This window comes from Kineobactrum sediminis (assembly GCF_002868715.1).
GTDB lineage: Bacteria > Pseudomonadota > Gammaproteobacteria > Pseudomonadales > Halieaceae > Kineobactrum > Kineobactrum sediminis.
Genome location: NZ_PKLZ01000002.1, coordinates 201,151 through 217,094, shown reverse-complemented (window position 1 = coordinate 217,094; position 15,944 = coordinate 201,151). Strand labels below are relative to the sequence as shown.

Annotated in this window: 14 protein-coding genes; 7 read left to right on the top strand and 7 right to left on the bottom strand. The window is 59.8% G+C overall.

Features of this window, described 5'->3' with window-relative positions; genetic code table 11:
• Positions 1 to 36: 36 nt before the first annotated feature.
• Genes CWI75_RS04570 through CWI75_RS04555 form a run of 4 tightly spaced genes read right to left on the bottom strand, consistent with a single transcriptional unit; the run spans position 37 to position 7,240 of the window.
• Positions 37 to 1,305, bottom strand: coding sequence for a purine-cytosine permease family protein (locus CWI75_RS04570; RefSeq protein WP_146003547.1), 1,269 nt, complete (start codon positions 1,303 to 1,305; stop codon positions 37 to 39).
• Positions 1,306 to 1,311: 6 nt separating this feature from the next.
• The gene (locus CWI75_RS04565; RefSeq protein ID WP_101520309.1) at positions 1,312 to 2,991 is read right to left on the bottom strand and encodes a hydantoinase B/oxoprolinase family protein; all 1,680 of its coding nucleotides are present in this window, start codon (positions 2,989 to 2,991) and stop codon (positions 1,312 to 1,314) included.
• The gene (locus tag CWI75_RS04560; protein WP_101520308.1) at positions 2,988 to 5,012 is read right to left on the bottom strand and encodes a hydantoinase/oxoprolinase family protein; all 2,025 of its coding nucleotides are present in this window, start codon (positions 5,010 to 5,012) and stop codon (positions 2,988 to 2,990) included. The genes CWI75_RS04565 and CWI75_RS04560 overlap by 4 nt, the downstream gene beginning before the upstream one ends.
• A 2-nt stretch (positions 5,013 to 5,014) precedes the next feature.
• Positions 5,015 to 7,240, bottom strand: a complete 2,226-nt coding sequence (locus CWI75_RS04555; protein ID WP_101520307.1) for a TonB-dependent receptor — start codon at positions 7,238 to 7,240, stop codon at positions 5,015 to 5,017.
• A 193-nt stretch (positions 7,241 to 7,433) separates the two neighbouring features.
• On the opposite strand from CWI75_RS04555, the gene CWI75_RS04550 reads away from it, so the two are divergent.
• The 4 genes from CWI75_RS04550 to CWI75_RS04535 all read left to right on the top strand — a co-directional run bounded on the left by CWI75_RS04550 (position 7,434) and on the right by CWI75_RS04535 (position 11,255).
• Positions 7,434 to 8,009: a helix-turn-helix domain-containing protein gene (locus CWI75_RS04550; RefSeq protein ID WP_146003546.1), complete on the top strand. Its 576-nt coding sequence runs from the start codon at positions 7,434 to 7,436 to the stop codon at positions 8,007 to 8,009.
• 13 nt (positions 8,010 to 8,022) lie between these two features.
• On the top strand, positions 8,023 to 8,538 hold the full coding sequence (locus tag CWI75_RS04545; protein WP_101520305.1) for a peptidylprolyl isomerase: 516 nt from the start codon (positions 8,023 to 8,025) through the stop codon (positions 8,536 to 8,538).
• 156 nt (positions 8,539 to 8,694) lie between these two features.
• Positions 8,695 to 9,651, top strand: coding sequence for an alpha/beta hydrolase (locus CWI75_RS04540; RefSeq protein ID WP_101520304.1), 957 nt, complete (start codon positions 8,695 to 8,697; stop codon positions 9,649 to 9,651).
• Positions 9,652 to 9,674: 23 nt separating this feature from the next.
• Positions 9,675 to 11,255 carry an AMP-binding protein gene (locus tag CWI75_RS04535; RefSeq protein ID WP_101520303.1) on the top strand — a complete coding sequence of 527 codons (1,581 nt, stop codon included), beginning with the start codon at positions 9,675 to 9,677 and terminating at the stop codon, positions 11,253 to 11,255.
• A 38-nt stretch (positions 11,256 to 11,293) separates the two neighbouring features.
• Here the strand turns inward: CWI75_RS04535 and CWI75_RS04530 are convergent, their stop codons facing one another.
• Positions 11,294 to 11,944: a TetR/AcrR family transcriptional regulator gene (locus CWI75_RS04530; protein WP_101520302.1), complete on the bottom strand. Its 651-nt coding sequence runs from the start codon at positions 11,942 to 11,944 to the stop codon at positions 11,294 to 11,296.
• A gap of 123 nt (positions 11,945 to 12,067) precedes the next feature.
• Between CWI75_RS04530 and CWI75_RS04525 the strand changes: the two genes are divergently transcribed.
• Genes CWI75_RS04525 through CWI75_RS04515 form a run of 3 tightly spaced genes read left to right on the top strand, consistent with a single transcriptional unit; the run spans position 12,068 to position 14,414 of the window.
• Positions 12,068 to 13,522, top strand: a complete 1,455-nt coding sequence (locus CWI75_RS04525) for a flavin monoamine oxidase family protein (protein WP_101520301.1) — start codon at positions 12,068 to 12,070, stop codon at positions 13,520 to 13,522.
• 11 nt (positions 13,523 to 13,533) lie between these two features.
• Positions 13,534 to 14,019 (top strand): hypothetical protein, encoded by a 486-nt coding sequence (locus CWI75_RS04520; RefSeq protein ID WP_101520300.1) that lies wholly within the window; start codon positions 13,534 to 13,536, stop codon positions 14,017 to 14,019.
• Between the two features lie 5 nt (positions 14,020 to 14,024).
• A complete protein-coding gene (locus CWI75_RS04515; RefSeq protein ID WP_162299985.1) occupies positions 14,025 to 14,414 on the top strand; it encodes a c-type cytochrome in 390 nt (129 codons plus the stop codon).
• Positions 14,415 to 14,436: 22 nt separating this feature from the next.
• Here CWI75_RS04515 and CWI75_RS04510 read toward each other — a convergent pair whose 3' ends face one another.
• Positions 14,437 to 15,315, bottom strand: coding sequence for a DMT family transporter (locus CWI75_RS04510; protein ID WP_101520298.1), 879 nt, complete (start codon positions 15,313 to 15,315; stop codon positions 14,437 to 14,439).
• A gap of 2 nt (positions 15,316 to 15,317) precedes the next feature.
• On the bottom strand, positions 15,318 to 15,941 hold the full coding sequence (locus CWI75_RS18490; protein ID WP_241521079.1) for a DUF3565 domain-containing protein: 624 nt from the start codon (positions 15,939 to 15,941) through the stop codon (positions 15,318 to 15,320).
• Positions 15,942 to 15,944: the final 3 nt, after the last annotated feature.

Sequence of the window (15,944 nt, the reverse complement as noted above, 5' to 3'; positions counted from 1 at the left end):
TGTCGATCTCCCTTTAATAGTAGTGTTGCGGTGCACTCATACTGCCGCGATAAGTACCGGGCGCCGGAAGCGCCCGCGATTGAGCAAGAGAAAAACCACTGCCGAAACCAGGATCGCATCAATGGATGAAACGCCGGTGATTGCCAGTAGTTCGTTCTGGACCCCAAACCCAAAACCTGTCGCTAGCACCCAGGCAAGTAAGGCCCGCCATTGCGTTGTTTGCGGTCGTGCCGGCGAAGAGGTCGTATCGGCAACAGCCGGACGGGTAAGCAGTAGTGCCTCTACCAGATAAATAGCGCCCAGAGGTGGGATGGTAATGCCAAGCAATACCAGGAAGTTCACCAGGTAGATCTGCGCATCCACCAACGCCAGCAGGGTGCCCAATACACCGATCGTGACAACTACCTTCCAATACGCTATGCGCCGAACCACTGTCGACATGGAAAGGCTGGAGGAATACAGGCACAGGACATTCGAAGACCACGCTCCAAGAAACAGCAGACTGAATGCAGGCAAGCCGACACCCATGGCAAGTAGTAAGCCACGCAAGTCAACCTGACTGAGTGCCGAACCGGGAATTGCCGCAAGAAACATGACGCTGGGAAAACAGATGCCCAGGGCAATAAAGGCCGCGCCCACGGCGTGCTTGGTATTGCGGGCAAAGCGACTGTAATCAGGCTGGATGATCACGCCTGCAATGTAAGACCCCACCACTGCGGAGACCGCCGCGGAGAAACTCATTTCCGTGGCACCATCAACAGGGCGGCTCCAGTCCGCCACCTGGTCGATGCTTCCAACGGCCGCATATAAAACCAGCAACAACATGGCCGGCGTCATCCACAACGCTATTTTGTCGATGCCACGAAACCCGGTAACGGTGACCAGCACTATCGCCGTACTGCTTGCTACAACATAAAAAGCCACCGGTAACTGCCAGCCATACAAACGCGAGAAGACAAAATCCGATAACGATCCCAGCGTGTTGCTGATCACTGCGAACCAACCGATCAATGACAGCGCAATCACGGTATTCACCAACTGCGCACCAACGCCACCAAAAGCGTGGGCGCAAAGCTGGTAGGTGGTAAGCCGGGTCGACGCCCCCACGTAAGAAGTCAGCGAGCCCATGACCGCGAGGATCAGGCAGCCGGCCGCAAACGCCCAGGCCGCGTGGTACAGGCCAAGCGAACCCCCGATCTGCGCCGACACAAGAAACACCGCCATACCGATGGTGCCACCGATAATTACCAGCGCGATATGCACCCCGGACAACGTGTCCCCTGCGTCAACTCTGGGCGTTGACACCCCCAACTAGTCCACTGCCTCCGGGCTGACGCCATACACTGTGCTGGCATGCTCGGGTGAGATGAAGCCATCCAGCAGGTCCTCGCGAACCTGCCGCGGATCGCGTTCTTCCGGATCACCATATCCACCACCGCCACCTGTCATGGACCGGATTACACTGCCCCGTGGAATCTTGATGTCATTGGCCTTCAGCCGCTCCATGGTTTCCTGGCCGGGACGCTGGATCAGGACCTTGGGTGCAGCACCCGAACCACCGCCAAACAGGCCCCAAGCCGGCGTGTCGGAGCGCTCAAACCAGAGCCAGAGCGATGAGTCCGACTCCACCAGGTATTCGCGGTAGGTACCGTTGCCGCCGCGATACTTGCCGGCGCCCCCCGAGTCCTGGCGAATGCCATAACTGAGTATGCGCAGCGGGTACTTGCTCTCAAAAACCTCAATCGGCAGGTCTTTGAAGCTGCCGTTGACGTTGTTGATCAGTGAATTGGCGCCATCCCCTCCATCGAAAGCGCCCCAGCCACCCGTGGTGGGCTCAATCATGAGGTAGAAATCGTCGTTGTGCCGCGGATCCTGTCCGGCGATGGTAATGACCATGGAATCGCCGTAGTGGGCTCCCGCTGCCTTGCCCGGCAACACTTCGGACAACGCTTTCACGATCAGGTCTATCAGCAGGCCCAGGGGGGTAAAATACCAGCCACAGGGGGCTGGCTCCTGGGCGTGAAAGATCGATCTCACCGGGGCCTGCACGTCCAGGGCCTGGAAGGAACCACCATTTGGTGACTCTTCAGAGCAGATAAGCAGCTTGTAGGCCACGCGCGCCGCGGCCACAGTCTGGGTCAAGCCGCAGTTGACCGGCCCGGCTGCCTGGTCGGCAGAGCCCGCAAGGTCAACTGTCATGGCGTCGCCGGCAATGGTCACCTTCAGCTTCACCGGTATCGGGCCGTTACCCAGCCCGTCGTCATCAATGGTGCCTTCGGCGCTGTATTCGCCATCGGGCAATGCGGTAATTTCCTCGCGCTCCCGGGCTTCGGTCTGCTTGTAGATTTCATCCCGGGCGGCGCGGATGGTCTCGGGCCCGAAACGCTCAAACAGGGCCTGCAAGCGCTGTTCACCGGTATTGCCAGCGGCAATCTGCGCATTGAGATCACCGATCGTCGCATCGCCGAAGCGGCTGTTCAAACGCAGCAACTCAATGACATCCTGCCGCGGCTTGCCCGCATCGTACAAACGGGTAGGCCCCCAGCGTGTCCCCTCCTGGTATATTTCGTGCGAGTCCACCGGGGTGCCGGGATCCTTGGCGCCAACATCCAGCCAGTGGGCTCGCGAGGCGGCAAAGCCTATACGCTGGCCGCGCCAGAAAATGGGCATGATGATGGTGGAGTCATTGAGGTGGGTACCGGTCATATAGGAGTCGTTCATGTAGAACACGTCTCCCTCCTGAAAGTAGTCCCAGCCATAACGCTCGGCCATGATCTTGACGCAGATTTCCAGGTTACCCAGAAACAGGGGCAGGCCCAGGGATTGGCCGAGCACTTCACCATTCTCATCGATCAGCGCCACCGAGCAATCCTTGCCTTCATAGATCACGGGCGTAAAGGCGCTGCGAATCAGGGTCGCATTCATGTCACTGGCGATGGAGATAAAGGCGTTGCGAATGATCTCCGTGGTAATAGGGTCCACCGGGTTCATGACTGTTCTCCTCGCGTCAGTATCAGGTTGCATTCTTCATCGACCTGCAAGTGCCAGCTGTCCGGAATAACGGTGGTGGCGCTTTGCTCTTCAATAATCGCCGGCCCCGAAAGCTGGTAACCGGGAGGCAACCGGTCGCGCCGCAATACCGGCGCATTCAGCCTGCCACCACGAAAAACTGCGTCTCGCTGGCCGATAACCGCATCACTGCCATCTCCGGTCACCGTGTGCGGATGCTCATCGTATTTGTTGATGGCACCGATGGCCGCCAGCCGTAGATTGACGAATTCAATAGGCGCTCCCGGGCTCGAGTGGCCATGGCGCTGCTTGTGGGTATCGTGGAAGCTCGTGCTGAGGGCCTCGATATCCAGCGCTTCGGGCAACGCGATATTGATCGTGTATTCCTGCCCCGAGTAGCGCATGTCCGCAGAGCGCAGGAACGAGACGCGGTCCCTGGTAACGCCCTGCGCAACAACCAGCTCCGTGCCTTCGGCTTCCAGTTCCGCGAACAGGCCCGCCAGTTCATCGGGGGTGACCGCCACGGCGGCGCGGAAAAAGCTCAGGGTGAGGTCGTGGCGCAAGTCAGTCTGCAACATGCCCCAGGCCGAGAAGGTGCCGGGGAAACGGGGAATCAATACCTCGCCAATATCCAGTTCTTCGGCGAGGAATACCGCCGCCATGGGGCCGGCACCGCCGAACGCCACCAGGGTGAAGTCACGCGGGTCCACACCTTCACTGACCGTGATGGTACGCATGGCATCGGCCATCGCCGCGTTGGAGATTGCGAGAATGCCCTCGGCAAATGGAATCGCCTGCATGCCCGCCTGTCGGGCCAGTTCCTCAATGGCCGCGGCGGCGGCATTAGCGTCCAGCGACATGTCACCACTCAGGAGAGATTTGGCACCCAGTCGCCCGAGATAAAGGTTGGCGTCAGTCACCGTAGGCTCGGTGCCGCCATTGCCATAGCAGGCAGGGCCCGGCACGGAACCCGCACTGCGAGGACCAACACGAACCGCGGCATTGTCAAGCCACGCCACCGAGCCGCCGCCGGTACCGATGGTACGGATGTCAACGATCGACATCAGTAACGGCAGGCCTTCAAGCTCGGTTTCCAGGGTGGTACTGGCTTCGCCATCCACCACCAGGCTGAGATCAAAAGAGGTGCCACCCATATCCACACACAACAGGTTGGGACGATTGACCCGTTTCGCCAGGGAGGCGCCAGCGATGGTTCCCCCAACCGGGCCAGATAATAAAGTGAACACCGGTTTCTGACGTGCAGTGTCGGCCGTGGTAACACCACCGCTGGATTGCATGATATGCACCCCGGCCTGCATGCCACGAGTACGCAGTTGCTCCTGCAAGCTGAGCAGGTAACGCTCAACTACCGGGGCGACGTAGGCATTCATGATCGCGGAAGAGGCGCGCTCGTATTCGCGCCATTCGCGCGCCACATCGTGGGAAAGCGATACCGAGACATCGGGCAAGGCAGCCCTGAGGATCTCGCGCGCTCGCAGCTCATGTACGGGATAGGCGTAACTGTGCAGGAAGCATACCGCGACCGCGTTGATCTTCTCGCTTCTCACCTTGTCGATGATGGGCTGGAAATCCGCCTCGTTCAGGGCTTCAAGTTCGCTGCCGTCCCAGGACAGGCGGCCGCGAACTTCGTGCACGTCGCGCCGCCGGACCAGCTGGTCCGGCTTGCTGTATCGCAGGTCGTAGAGGGCGTTTCGATTGCCTCTCGCAATCACATAACTGTCCCCTGCGCCCGCCGTGGCGATCAGCAATACACGCTCGCCCCGTCGCTCCAGGAAGGCGTTGAGCCCAACCGTGGTGCCATGCACAAAGTACTCGATGTCCGCGAGGTTCGGGACGGCATCGGTAATCCCGTTAATAACGCCGAGCGCCGGATTTTCTCTTGTTGTCGGCACCTTGTTGACGAATACCGGCCCATCCGAGGGCTCGATAACGATATCGGTGAAGGTGCCACCTATGTCAGCTGAAACGTGATATTTAGTCATAATCAGAAGTTATACCTGAGTCGAAGGTTCCAGATTCGGCCGGGGGCACGCGCGGAAAAACCACCGGCGACCCATTCCGAGTTATATTCTTCATCCAGCGCATTCTCCACCTGGCCGATCAGGGACCACTTGTCATCGGCGTCGGTAACGCCAAGCCGAAGACTGAGGAAGTCCAGTGGGTCCCGCTCGGTCGAGTTCTGCACGTCCCAGTACTGGCTTCCACGGCGCTCATAGTCAAGCCTGGCAAACAGGTTCAGGTTGGCAAAATTGAGCGGCACCTCGTACTGGCCACCCAGGTTGAATGTCGTCTTTGCGACGTACGGCGCCTCATTTCCCTCGGTGGACGGGTCCACCGCGTATTCTTCAATTTCGCTATCCGTGTAGCCGACCGAGGCATACAGATCAAGGTGCTCGGTGGCCCGCAGATTCAGCTCAAGCTCACCGCCATACAACTGTACTTCATCAATGTTGGTGAGAATCTGGGCGCTGACTGCACCCACAAAGGAGAAGAACTGCTGCCCTTCCACCTTGGTGGCAAAGCCCGCGCCGATCAGTCGCAGACGATCGTTCAGGTAGAGTCCCTTGTAACCAACCTCAAAGGACTCGGATTCTTCCTGGTCTACAACATCATTAAGCCCCACCAGGCCGATGTCGGCCGCGAGTTCGGAGATCCCGTTCTGGTTGAACTGGCCACTGCGGAACCCGCGGCCCCAGGTGGTGTACCAGTTGTGCTCTGTGGAGGGCGAATACCGCAGGGTGATTTTGGGCTGCACCATGTCAAAGGTTTCCTGGTTGCGCGCACCGGGCACGCCTGCGGGAAACTGCAATGGGGACACATCCTGCACCCGTTCCTCCTCATCGTAGCGCAGTGCCAGCGACAGCTCGAAGTCTTCGCCGATGTCAAAACTGGACTGGCCGAATATGGCCTTTGCAGTATTGCTGTTGTCATCCGCCAGAAAAGATGTGGACGGGTTGCGCGGATCTGTCGAGGGCTCACGCTCAAGACGGATAATGCCGGCGCCTGTGTCCACACCGGTAGACAAGGACACAAAGCGGTCCCACTCCAGATAGTACACACCGACTTCCCAACGGATGGGCTGGTCGTCAGGGGAGCGGAACCGAAACTCCTGGCTCCAGGCTTCAATATCGAAGAAACCGGTTTGTGTGCCGTCAAAACCGAATAATGCGGGTGAGCTCATGGCTGCCGTGTAGGGAAACTGGTCGGAATCCGCCCACTCCTCAAGGTCTGTATAGCTGGTGGTGGAAACCAGCGTACCCAATTCGGTTGTCCAGTCGATTTTGAGCGCCAGGTCGTTCACGTCGCGCTCGCCGTAGTCCACGTTGTTGTCGCGAACAGGCAAGACATTGTTGGCATCAAACGGGCCGGTATCGGTGCCGAAGCCGATGGCCGTAATGCCATCCGGCGCCAGGTCCACGCCCTGGAACTGGAAGCCAATGCCGCGTCCCTTATGGCGGGACAGGTTGGCGCGCGCGTCAAACGAGAGATTCTCGGTGGGCTCAAAGATCATGCGCCCGCGCAGGGTTGTATCCTCAAAGCGGTCAGCCTTCTCATTGCGGGTAATGTTGGTCAGGTAACCCTCGCGATCAATGTGCTTGCCCGATACCTGGGCAAACAGCTTGTTTTCAATCAGGGCGCCGCCATAGGAGCCCTCCAGCGAGTATTCGTCACCTTCACCAACACCCAGGCTGAAATAACCGTCGGTCTCATTCGTGGGCCGGCGGGTATTGATAATGATCGCGCCACCGGTGGCATTGCGGCCGTAAATTGCGCCCTGGGGACCTTTGACCACCTGTACGCTTTCAACATCGAACAATTCCTGGCGAAACTGGATGCCACTGAATTGCAGCACCCCGTCGACGATGGTGGCCACAGGTGCCTCACCATTGCGCACCTGGGTCAGACCGCGAATACTGAGAAAACTGGTGCCGATCCCCTGCGAGGTCGCGAGGGTTACATTTGGCGTCAGCGCAATAAAATCTGCCATCCGCTGTATATTGGCGTCCTCCAGTGTCTGGGCGGAGAAAGCGGTGACTGCGTAGGGCGCCTGTTGAATACTTTCATCGCGGCGACGCGCCGTAACCGTGATCTCCTCAAGCACCAATGCACCATCGGAGGTTTCACTCTGCGCAAATACCGGTGGTGCAACCGATAATGCCACGACTGATGCAACCGCATATCTCAACCCGTTAACAGGTAATTTTTTCATCTGGTTTTCTCCCCCAATTTCACGCCTGATTTTTCGTTGCCCGCAAAAGCCAACTTGCACAATTGACCGATTGTCTGCTGCGACACGATGACCGTCAGCTCCAAAAATGAGTTAAAATTTTAACTATGTCAATATTTTTTGACAAAATCTCTCCGCGGGTTACACTTCGCACCCACTAACCGAGGATCCCCGTGTGGAAAAGAAACAGAACTCAATGATGAAGCGCTCCATTGGCGGTTTGCTTAAAGCCAGGCGCCTGGAGCAAAAGCTTACCCTGCAGGAAGTGGCGAAAAGGGCGGAGCTTTCTGCTGCCTTCCTGTCGCAGGCGGAGCGCGGCAAAGCCACACCCTCGATTGTTTCGCTGATTAACATAGCGCGTGCGCTGGGCACCGATATTCACTACTTCATCTCACCGCCATCGCCGGCAGAGCTGGTCAGCAAGGGGGATGATCCGCAGTACCTGAACATTGATTCACCAGTCAGCTACCGGGTGCTGAATGCCTCCATTCCCAATCAGCAAATGAGCGCGCTACTCATGGAGATCCCACCGGGAGTCGAACTTCCGACCGTACATCGCGAGGAGGGGGAGGACATTTTCTACATCATCAGCGGCGAGGTGGAGCAGCTTATCGGCGACAAGGTCTTCAGCCTAAAGGCCGGTGACTGTGTGCACATGAACACCCAACTCGACCACAACATCGTCAACAAGGGTGACAGCACGGCAACCATACTCTGGGCCGGCACGCCTGTTCTGCTGCCCGTTGCCTAGCAGGGGCCCGGCCATGGCGTACCTCGATGTCGAAACCGAGTTGGGCGCATTCTGTGTGCTGTTACTGACAGACGCCGCACCCATAACCTGTAACTACTTTGCCTCGCTTGCGAAGAACAATGCATTCAGTGACGGCAGCATTTTTCGTATCGTATCGACCAACAAACACGGTGAGGTGGAAGCAAACCCGATCAACGTGGTGCAGATAGGTACGCATGCCGCTATGGCAGAGCAACGTTCGCAGGTCGAACATGAACATACCGGGCTGACCGCCTTGCAGCATGACCGCTGGACCGTCTCCGCCGCGCGCTTTGAGCCGGGAGAGTTATATGGCAGCTTCTTTGTATGCCTCCAGCGTGAGCCGGCACTGGATTTCGGCGGCTCCAGGCATGCCGACGGCAAGGGCTTCGCCGCCTTCGGTCGCGTCATTGATGGCCACTCGGTTATTCAAAAAGCCTACGTCAGGGCTGAAACGGACCCCTGCCTGACTACCCGGATCGCGGTATCCAATATCGCCTATCGGGAATAGGTTTCCCGGGAGAGCCCGACTGGGCGGCCCCACCTACGCGGCCCCACCCAAATACAACGTCGGTATTTATACTTGGACTTTGATACGACGACGAAACGTGACACTCCCGACCTGACAGCTGACAATAGGGCCATCATAAAATTGGGAGCACGTTGCATGAAATATAATATCGACCCCGAACTCACCCCCATCCTCGAACTGCTGCCACCCTTCGACCTGAAGGATCCCGGGGTGATGCGCGCTACCATGGATGCGATGATCGCCCCGGCCAATGCCGAGCTGGATACCAGCGGTGTCACCATTACCGACCATCATATTCCCGGTGCTCCCGGTGACCCGGAGGTACCGGTGCGGGTTTACCAGCCGGAAAATGCCACCGCTGCGGTACCGGGACTGATCTATCTTCACGGCGGTGGCTTTGTATTCGGCAACCTGGAAAGCGAGCATGCCAATTGCCTGGCGCTGTGCCGCAATCTCGGTATTGTGGTGGTGTCCGTGGACTATCGGCTGTCTCCCGAGACGGCATTCCCCGGCCCGCTGGAAGACTGTTATGCGGCCCTGAGCTGGGCACATGCCCAGCGCGACACCCTGGACATCGACGAGCGCCGCCTGGGCATCATGGGCCAGAGTGCCGGCGGCTGCCTGGCTGCGGCCACAGCCCTGGCCACACGCGAGCGCGGCGGTCCGGCGCTGTGTTACCAGTTCCTGTCCATTCCGGTGCTGGATGACCGGCTCGACAGCACCAGCATGCGGGCCTTCACCGACACACCCATCTGGCACCGTCCCAACGCGGAGCAAAGCTGGGACTACTACCTCGGCAGTGCCTACCAGCGCGGCGGCGCCGATGTGCCGGCCCTGGCCGCCCCCGCGCGGGAGCAGAACCTGGCTGGCCTGCCGGCCGCCTGTGTGACGGTAATGGAATTTGACCCGTTGCGGGACGAAGCCCTGAGCTACGCCCAGCGCCTGCTCGCCGCGGGGGTCTCCACGGAGATCCATTGCTACCCCGGCACCTTTCACGGCTCGTCCATGGTGACCGAGGCAACACTCAGTCGCCGCGCGGTGACCGACACGTACGCCGCGCTCACCCGAGGCCTCTGCATAGACCAGAAATAGCCACCTTCAGGAATCATATCGCCATGAATAATAATAATCTTTACCACCCTCCCCTGATGCCGCATCTGCTGGTTGAAGGCCTGAACCGTTATCACGACCAGCCCTGCCTTTTCCTGGGCGACAAGGTCGCAACCTATCGGGAAGTGCGGGAACGCACCAGCCAACTGGTACAGGCGCTGCAGGCCATCGGGCTGGGCCCGGGCAGCCGGGTTGCCGTTATCTCCGGCAACCGTCCCGAGGTGCTGGCCAATATTGCTGCCATGCAGCTCACCGGTTGCATCGGCACACCCCTGCACCCATTGGGTTCGCTCGATGACCATGCGTATGTGCTGGAGGCCGCAGAAATCGATGCCCTGGTGTTCGACCCAACGGCCTTTGATGCCCATGCGGCTGCCCTGCAGCAGCGCGTGCCCGGGGTCAGGCACCTGCTGTCATTTGGTCCCAGTGACAGCGGTACTGACTACCTCGCGCTGGCGGATAGCTTTGCCCCCGCGCCCCTGGTCGCACCGGATGTAAACCCGGACGATATCGCCTCGGTGAACTTCACCGGTGGCACTACCGGCAAACCCAAGGGGGTGATGAGCAGCTACCGGGTGACCAGCTACATGACCCAGATCCAGCTGGCGGAATGGGAATTTCCCGAGGATCTGCGGATGTTGATAGCCACGCCGCTGTCCCATGCGGCGGCGGCTTTCTTCATACCCGTGCTGCAAAAGGGCGGCGCCTTCTACGTCATGCAGGGCTTCAGCCCGGACGGCTTTTTTGACATGGTGGAGCAGCACCGCATTACCGCCACCATGCTGGTGCCGGTGATGCTGTATTTCCTGCTGGACTCGCCGCGCGCCAAAACGGCAAACATGTCCAGCATGGAATCCATTTTCTACGGTGCCTCACCGATGAGCCCGGCGCGACTGCAACAGGGCATAGAGCTGTGGGGACAGGTGTTTTACCAGTTCTTCGGCCAGTCCGAGGCACCCATGGTGCTGGCCAATATGCGCCGCGCGGAACACGATCTCAGCAAACCCGAGCGCCTGTCCGCCTGCGGCCGGCCGTCGCCCTGGGTTCACCTGGCCCTGCTGGACCTCGACGGCAACCCGGTTGCGGCGGGGGACCCCGGTGAAATCTGCGTGCGCGGGCCCCTGGTGATGAGCGGCTACAAGGACATGCCCGAGGCCACCGCCGAAGCCTTTGCCGGCGGCTGGCTGCACACCGGCGACATCGGCCGCCTCGACGAGGAGGGATTCCTCTATATCGTGGATCGCACCAAGGACATGATCGTTACCGGGGGCTTCAATGTGTTTCCACGGGAGGTGGAAGACGTATTATCCCGCCACGAGGCCGTGCAGCAGGTTGTGGTTATCGGCGTGCCCGATGAACAATGGGGCGAGGCAGTGAAGGCAGTGATTGTGGTCAAGCCCGGCATTGACGCCGACCAGGCACTGGTGGCGTCATTGCAGGATGCGGTGAAACAGGCCAAGGGCTCCGTGCAAACGCCCAAGAGCATCGACTTTGTGGCCGGCATCCCCCTCACCCCGGTGGGCAAGCCGGACAAGAAGGCCGTGCGCGCGCTGTACTGGGGTGATCAGGCGCGCGGGGTTGGCTGACCGTCCTGCTTAAAGCAAGCGCTCACATACCGCGCTGGTCAGGACACGCCACGCGCAATGGCAAGCCCCTGCTGGTGCGCTCTTTCCAGCAGCGCACGGGTCTCCGGGCTGTCAGGGCTCCTGTTACCCAGCACCACCATCAGGCCCTCGATCATCGCGGCGAGCAGGGTCGAACGGGTCGTGATTTCCCGCGCGTCGGCAGTGGGGTCAAGGGCGCTGATGTGCTCGTTCAGCTGCTCAATGTCCACCGCATACAGCTGCTCCAGCAACTCGCCACAGGCTTCCTCAAAGTTGCTTAACAGCGCCCATAGCTGCAGGAAGAAACGCTTTGTTCGGGCATCGGTAATATCGCCCAGATTGAATCGCAGTACCGCCTCAAAGCGCTCTTGAGCACTCGGCCCGGCAGCCTTGAGGCACTCCGTATAAGCGCTGCGATAGCGCGATCCCAAATCGTCGAAAATGGCTTTTACCAGGTCTTCCTGGCGTGGAAAGTAGTATTGAACGTTGGCCAGTGACACTCCGGCCTGTTCGGCTACATTTCTCATTGAGAACCGGGTGTGACCCTTTTCACTCAGCACCTCCTGCGCCGCTTGCACGATCCGCGCGGCGGTCTCCTTACCGGCCCGCCGCTGGGCCGTGCCCCGGCGCAAACCGGTACCCGCCCTCTTTTCGATCGATTTGCTGGCCATACCTGCTCCGGGCTGCCGTTGTGGGTTTACGAGTATAAGGGGCTTGCGTTAATTTGTCGACTGACCTATTATTGGTCACATGACCCAATAGGGCCGCTGATCACCACTATAAGGAAGAGCGCCATGTCCGGGAATCGTGACTTACCACCGCACCCTGATGACCAGGGTCGCCCCCTTGATCACAATCGCCGTCGCCTGCTGCAGGCAGTCGGGGCTATCGTTTCGGCTGCGGCGGCGCCTTCGTTGCATGCTTCCATTCCCGCGGGAAACACAGCCGACGGTGGCGGCTATGACGCCATTGTCATCGGCGGGGGCTTTGCCGGTATTACCGCGGCGCGCGACCTCAGCCTGCGCGGCTTTCGTGTGCTGATCCTCGAAGCCCGGCCACGCCTGGGCGGCCGCACCTTTACTACACGCTTTGCCAATCATGACCTTGATCTTGGGGGCACCTGGATAGGCAACTCTCAACCCTTTGTCTGGTCCGAGCGCATGCGCTACGGCGTTGATGTTGTCGAGAGCGCAGCGGTCGCGGCCTCGCAGGCCATCTGGATGGACGACGGCGAGCGCATCACCGGTTCGTTGGCGCAATACGCTGAAATTTACGAACCGGCGGCCAACCATTTCTACGCACCCGCGCGTGAATTCATCCCACGAGCGTATCAGCCTTTATTCAAAGAGGAGTTCGGCAACCTGGATCAGATCAGTGCGGCGGACGCCATTGCAAACCTTGGCCTGCCCGCCGTACAAAGGGACTTGCTGTACAGTTTTGCCGCCATTAACGGGCATTCCTTTGCCAGCGAAAGCAGTTACCTGGACCAACTGCGCTGGTTTGCCCTGGGCAATTACCACCTCTGGAACCTGTGGGATAACCTGTCCCGGTACCGCCTTGCCGGCGGCACCAAAGCACTTATTGACCGAATGGCGGCAGACAGCAACGCAGAGGTCCGGCTGGGAACACCGGTTGCCCACGTCAAACAGTCCGCCGCAGGTGCGACAGTCACCACCCTCCGCGGGGAGGAACTGCAGGCGCGCGCGGTGGTGGTTGCCGTGCCGCTGAACTGCCTCGCGGACATCGAATTCAGCCCGGCGATTTCAGAGGTCAAACTCAGCGAGAGCCGTCGTCGGCACACCGGCTCGGGCACCAAGGTGTATGCCAAAACAGCCGGCAAGCAACCCGTGTTCATGGGACACGGTACGCAGCAGATGCCCCTGTGTTTCGCCTGGACCGAATATGATGACCCGGACAGCCAACTGCTGTGTGGCTTTGGCGCCAGCCCGGAGCTACTTGATGTTAATGACGACCGCGCGGTCGCCAGTGCTTTTGCCCGCTACCAACCCTCGGTCACGGTGGAAGAGTCAGTGAGCTATGACTGGAATATTGACCCGTACTCCAAAGGCACATGGTGCATGTATCGGCCCGGCACCCTCACTGGCAGCCTGACCGAACTGCAACGTCCCGAGGGCCATGTTTTCTTCGCCGGCGCCGACATCGCAAATGGCTGGCGCGGTTTTATCGATGGCGCTATTGAAAGCGGTGCAACCGTCGCCCAACAGGTAACACAACACATAGCGATTTAAGGAGAGACGAGATGATTCGAACCACTCTGTTACTGGCAGCCCTTGGTACGGTCCCGGCTGCCGCGATAGCCGAACCCGTGCAGATCACCCTGAGCGGAGGCTTTCATGCAACAGGCCATGCCCCGGTAGCAACGGGGCCGGTCGGGCAGGCCTATGCCTACAGCGTGCGCGGCGGCACGGTATTGCGCAGTGGGAACAACCTCGATATACCGGTTTCCATTGACTGCACCGGCCTCGATCACGTCAATGAACAACAGGAGACAACCGGTCGCGGTAACTGTGTCTGGCGCGATGCGGACGATGACAAACTGTTTCTCTCTCTGACGACAGGGCAAAACGGCAATACGTATGTCCTCACCGGCGGTACCGGCAAGTGGTCAGGCATTGAGGGGACAATCGCCACCGGCTTTACCTACCTGCCAAGCCCGGAAGAGAATCTTTACCTGGGTGTGGAGGAAGGCACCGGCGCTCTCAACAAATGGCCTTTCGCGGAGTAACCTTGATGGTATCCAAAGGACGGCGCCTGTTAGCCGCGATGATCCTTGCAGGCCTGGGACCGGTGGCACCTCATCTTGCAGCGGATAATTGCGATATCGACCGTGGCGCCCGATTGTTCGCAAAGTGTGCAATGTGTCACCCCCGGGACGAGACCGGCGTGAGTGGCGCCGGGCCGAATTTGGCCGGGATAATCGGGCGCACCATCGCCGACGCTGACGGATTCCCCTATTCGGTTGCCATGTCCGGGATGGACGGCATCTGGACACCGGAACGGCTCGACGCGTTCCTGGCCGCCCCGATGGCCTATATACCCGGCACCACCATGGGGTTCGGCGGCTTGCGCAATCCCGCGGATCGGGAAAACCTGTTGTGCTACCTGGCGTCGGAACAGTAAGAAACCGTGTTGGCTGTACCCGTCACAGCGTTCGTCGCCGGCGCCGGATCAGGCCGGTGGCGATCGCGGTGCCGAGCAGGGTAATGGCCATGCCGACCAGCACCTGCACGCTGATCTTTTCGCCGAGCAACAGGTAACCCCAGAACAACGCACTGACCGGCACCAGGAAAGTGACAGTGGAGGTTGAGGTAGCGCCGGCGCTGGCAATCAGCCCAAAGTAAATGAGCAGGGCCACCGCGGTGCTCAGGGACGCCAGCGCCAGGGCGCTGGCCCAGGCCACCGTGCTAACCGGCTCCACAGGCCACAACAACAGCCCCGGAATCAACAGGATAACAGCGGCGGTGGCGCAACTGCCCGCCGCCTGGACCCGGGCCGGCAAGTGCGCCAGGTGCAGTCGCGAGTAATTGTTGGAGAAGGCATAACAGAGCGTGGCCCCGATCACGGCCGCGATAAACCAGCCATCGCCACCCAGGGAAAAATCCAGGCGTCCCGCCGATAGTATCCAGGCGCCAATGATGGCCAGGGCGAAGCCCCAGTACTGCTGGCGCAGCACCGGGGTGGCAAAAAACAGGGCGCCCAGTAACGCGGTGGAGATTGGGGTAAGCGCGTTCAACAAGGAGGTAAAACCTGCCTCAAGGCGTGTGGTCGCCAGCGCCAGCAGGACATAGGGCAAAACGCTGTTCATCAGGCCAACCAGAAACAGTTTTTTTCGGTACTCCCACATCAGGCGCAGGTAACGCAGGTTTAACAGGAAGGGCAGCAACAACAGGGCACCCAGGCCCATACGCAGCAGAATCAAGGGCACCGGGCCGAATTCCGGCACCGCGACGCGCATGAAAATGAACGACAACCCCCACAGTGAGGAAAGCAGAAGCAAGCGGAAGGTATCTATCGTCGACATGGCTAGCCGCGCTGCACGCCGCCGCAAAGCACCTCGGTCACCGTCTCGGTGTCCATGTATTCCTTGAGTTCCAGCAGCTTGCCGTCACGCCAGGTGAACAGAAAGTGATAGTGGTTAACGTAATCCTTTCCGGACACGTGCCGCCCACTGCCTGTTGCCTCCACCGCTACCCGATTGCCCTCAGCGGTGACCGCGTGGACCGTGTAAGTCAGCCCATCGGGAAAGGCCTCCAGCACACTGCCCGCAAACTGGCGAATTTGTGACTTGTCATAAACGCCGGAGATCGGGGTATTGCCCATGGTATGCAACTTGCCATCATCGGCGTAGGCATCGGCGATGGCATCGGCGTCCCCGCGAGCAATGGCCTGGATCAGCCGCAGGGTGCGCTCTCGGTTGGATTCCACCACCACTTTGGGCACCTTGGGCTCGTCCGCGGGCGCGCCCAGCTCACACTTCTTGCAGGCAAGCGTTTGGCCAAGCATGGAGGCGCGCCCCTCCGCCGTTTGCACCCAGGGCCGCTGGGTAAAAGGTGGCTTGTGGCGCACGTGCTGGTAGTGACCACAGGCGAGTTCCGCCACCCAATCGTGGTTTTCATCCTGGTGATAGCCGGTAATCGCTTGTTGCATGAT

What these genes read in the sequence shown, in the direction of transcription:
- CWI75_RS04510 (WP_101520298.1), bottom strand. Translation starts at nt 15,315, where the DNA reads ATGTCGACGATAGATACCTTCCGCTTGCTTCTGCTTTCCTCACTGTGG.
- CWI75_RS04555 (WP_101520307.1), bottom strand. Translation starts at nt 7,240, where the DNA reads ATGAAAAAATTACCTGTTAACGGGTTGAGATATGCGGTTGCATCAGTC.
- CWI75_RS04535 (WP_101520303.1), top strand. Translation starts at nt 9,675, where the DNA reads ATGAATAATAATAATCTTTACCACCCTCCCCTGATGCCGCATCTGCTG.
- CWI75_RS04515 (WP_162299985.1), top strand. Translation starts at nt 14,025, where the DNA reads ATGGTATCCAAAGGACGGCGCCTGTTAGCCGCGATGATCCTTGCAGGC.
- CWI75_RS04545 (WP_101520305.1), top strand. Translation starts at nt 8,023, where the DNA reads ATGGCGTACCTCGATGTCGAAACCGAGTTGGGCGCATTCTGTGTGCTG.
- CWI75_RS04560 (WP_101520308.1), bottom strand. Translation starts at nt 5,012, where the DNA reads ATGACTAAATATCACGTTTCAGCTGACATAGGTGGCACCTTCACCGAT.
- CWI75_RS04565 (WP_101520309.1), bottom strand. Translation starts at nt 2,991, where the DNA reads ATGAACCCGGTGGACCCTATTACCACGGAGATCATTCGCAACGCCTTT.
- CWI75_RS04525 (WP_101520301.1), top strand. Translation starts at nt 12,068, where the DNA reads ATGTCCGGGAATCGTGACTTACCACCGCACCCTGATGACCAGGGTCGC.
- CWI75_RS04520 (WP_101520300.1), top strand. Translation starts at nt 13,534, where the DNA reads ATGATTCGAACCACTCTGTTACTGGCAGCCCTTGGTACGGTCCCGGCT.
- CWI75_RS04530 (WP_101520302.1), bottom strand. Translation starts at nt 11,944, where the DNA reads ATGGCCAGCAAATCGATCGAAAAGAGGGCGGGTACCGGTTTGCGCCGG.
- CWI75_RS18490 (WP_241521079.1), bottom strand. Translation starts at nt 15,941, where the DNA reads ATGCAACAAGCGATTACCGGCTATCACCAGGATGAAAACCACGATTGG.
- CWI75_RS04540 (WP_101520304.1), top strand. Translation starts at nt 8,695, where the DNA reads ATGAAATATAATATCGACCCCGAACTCACCCCCATCCTCGAACTGCTG.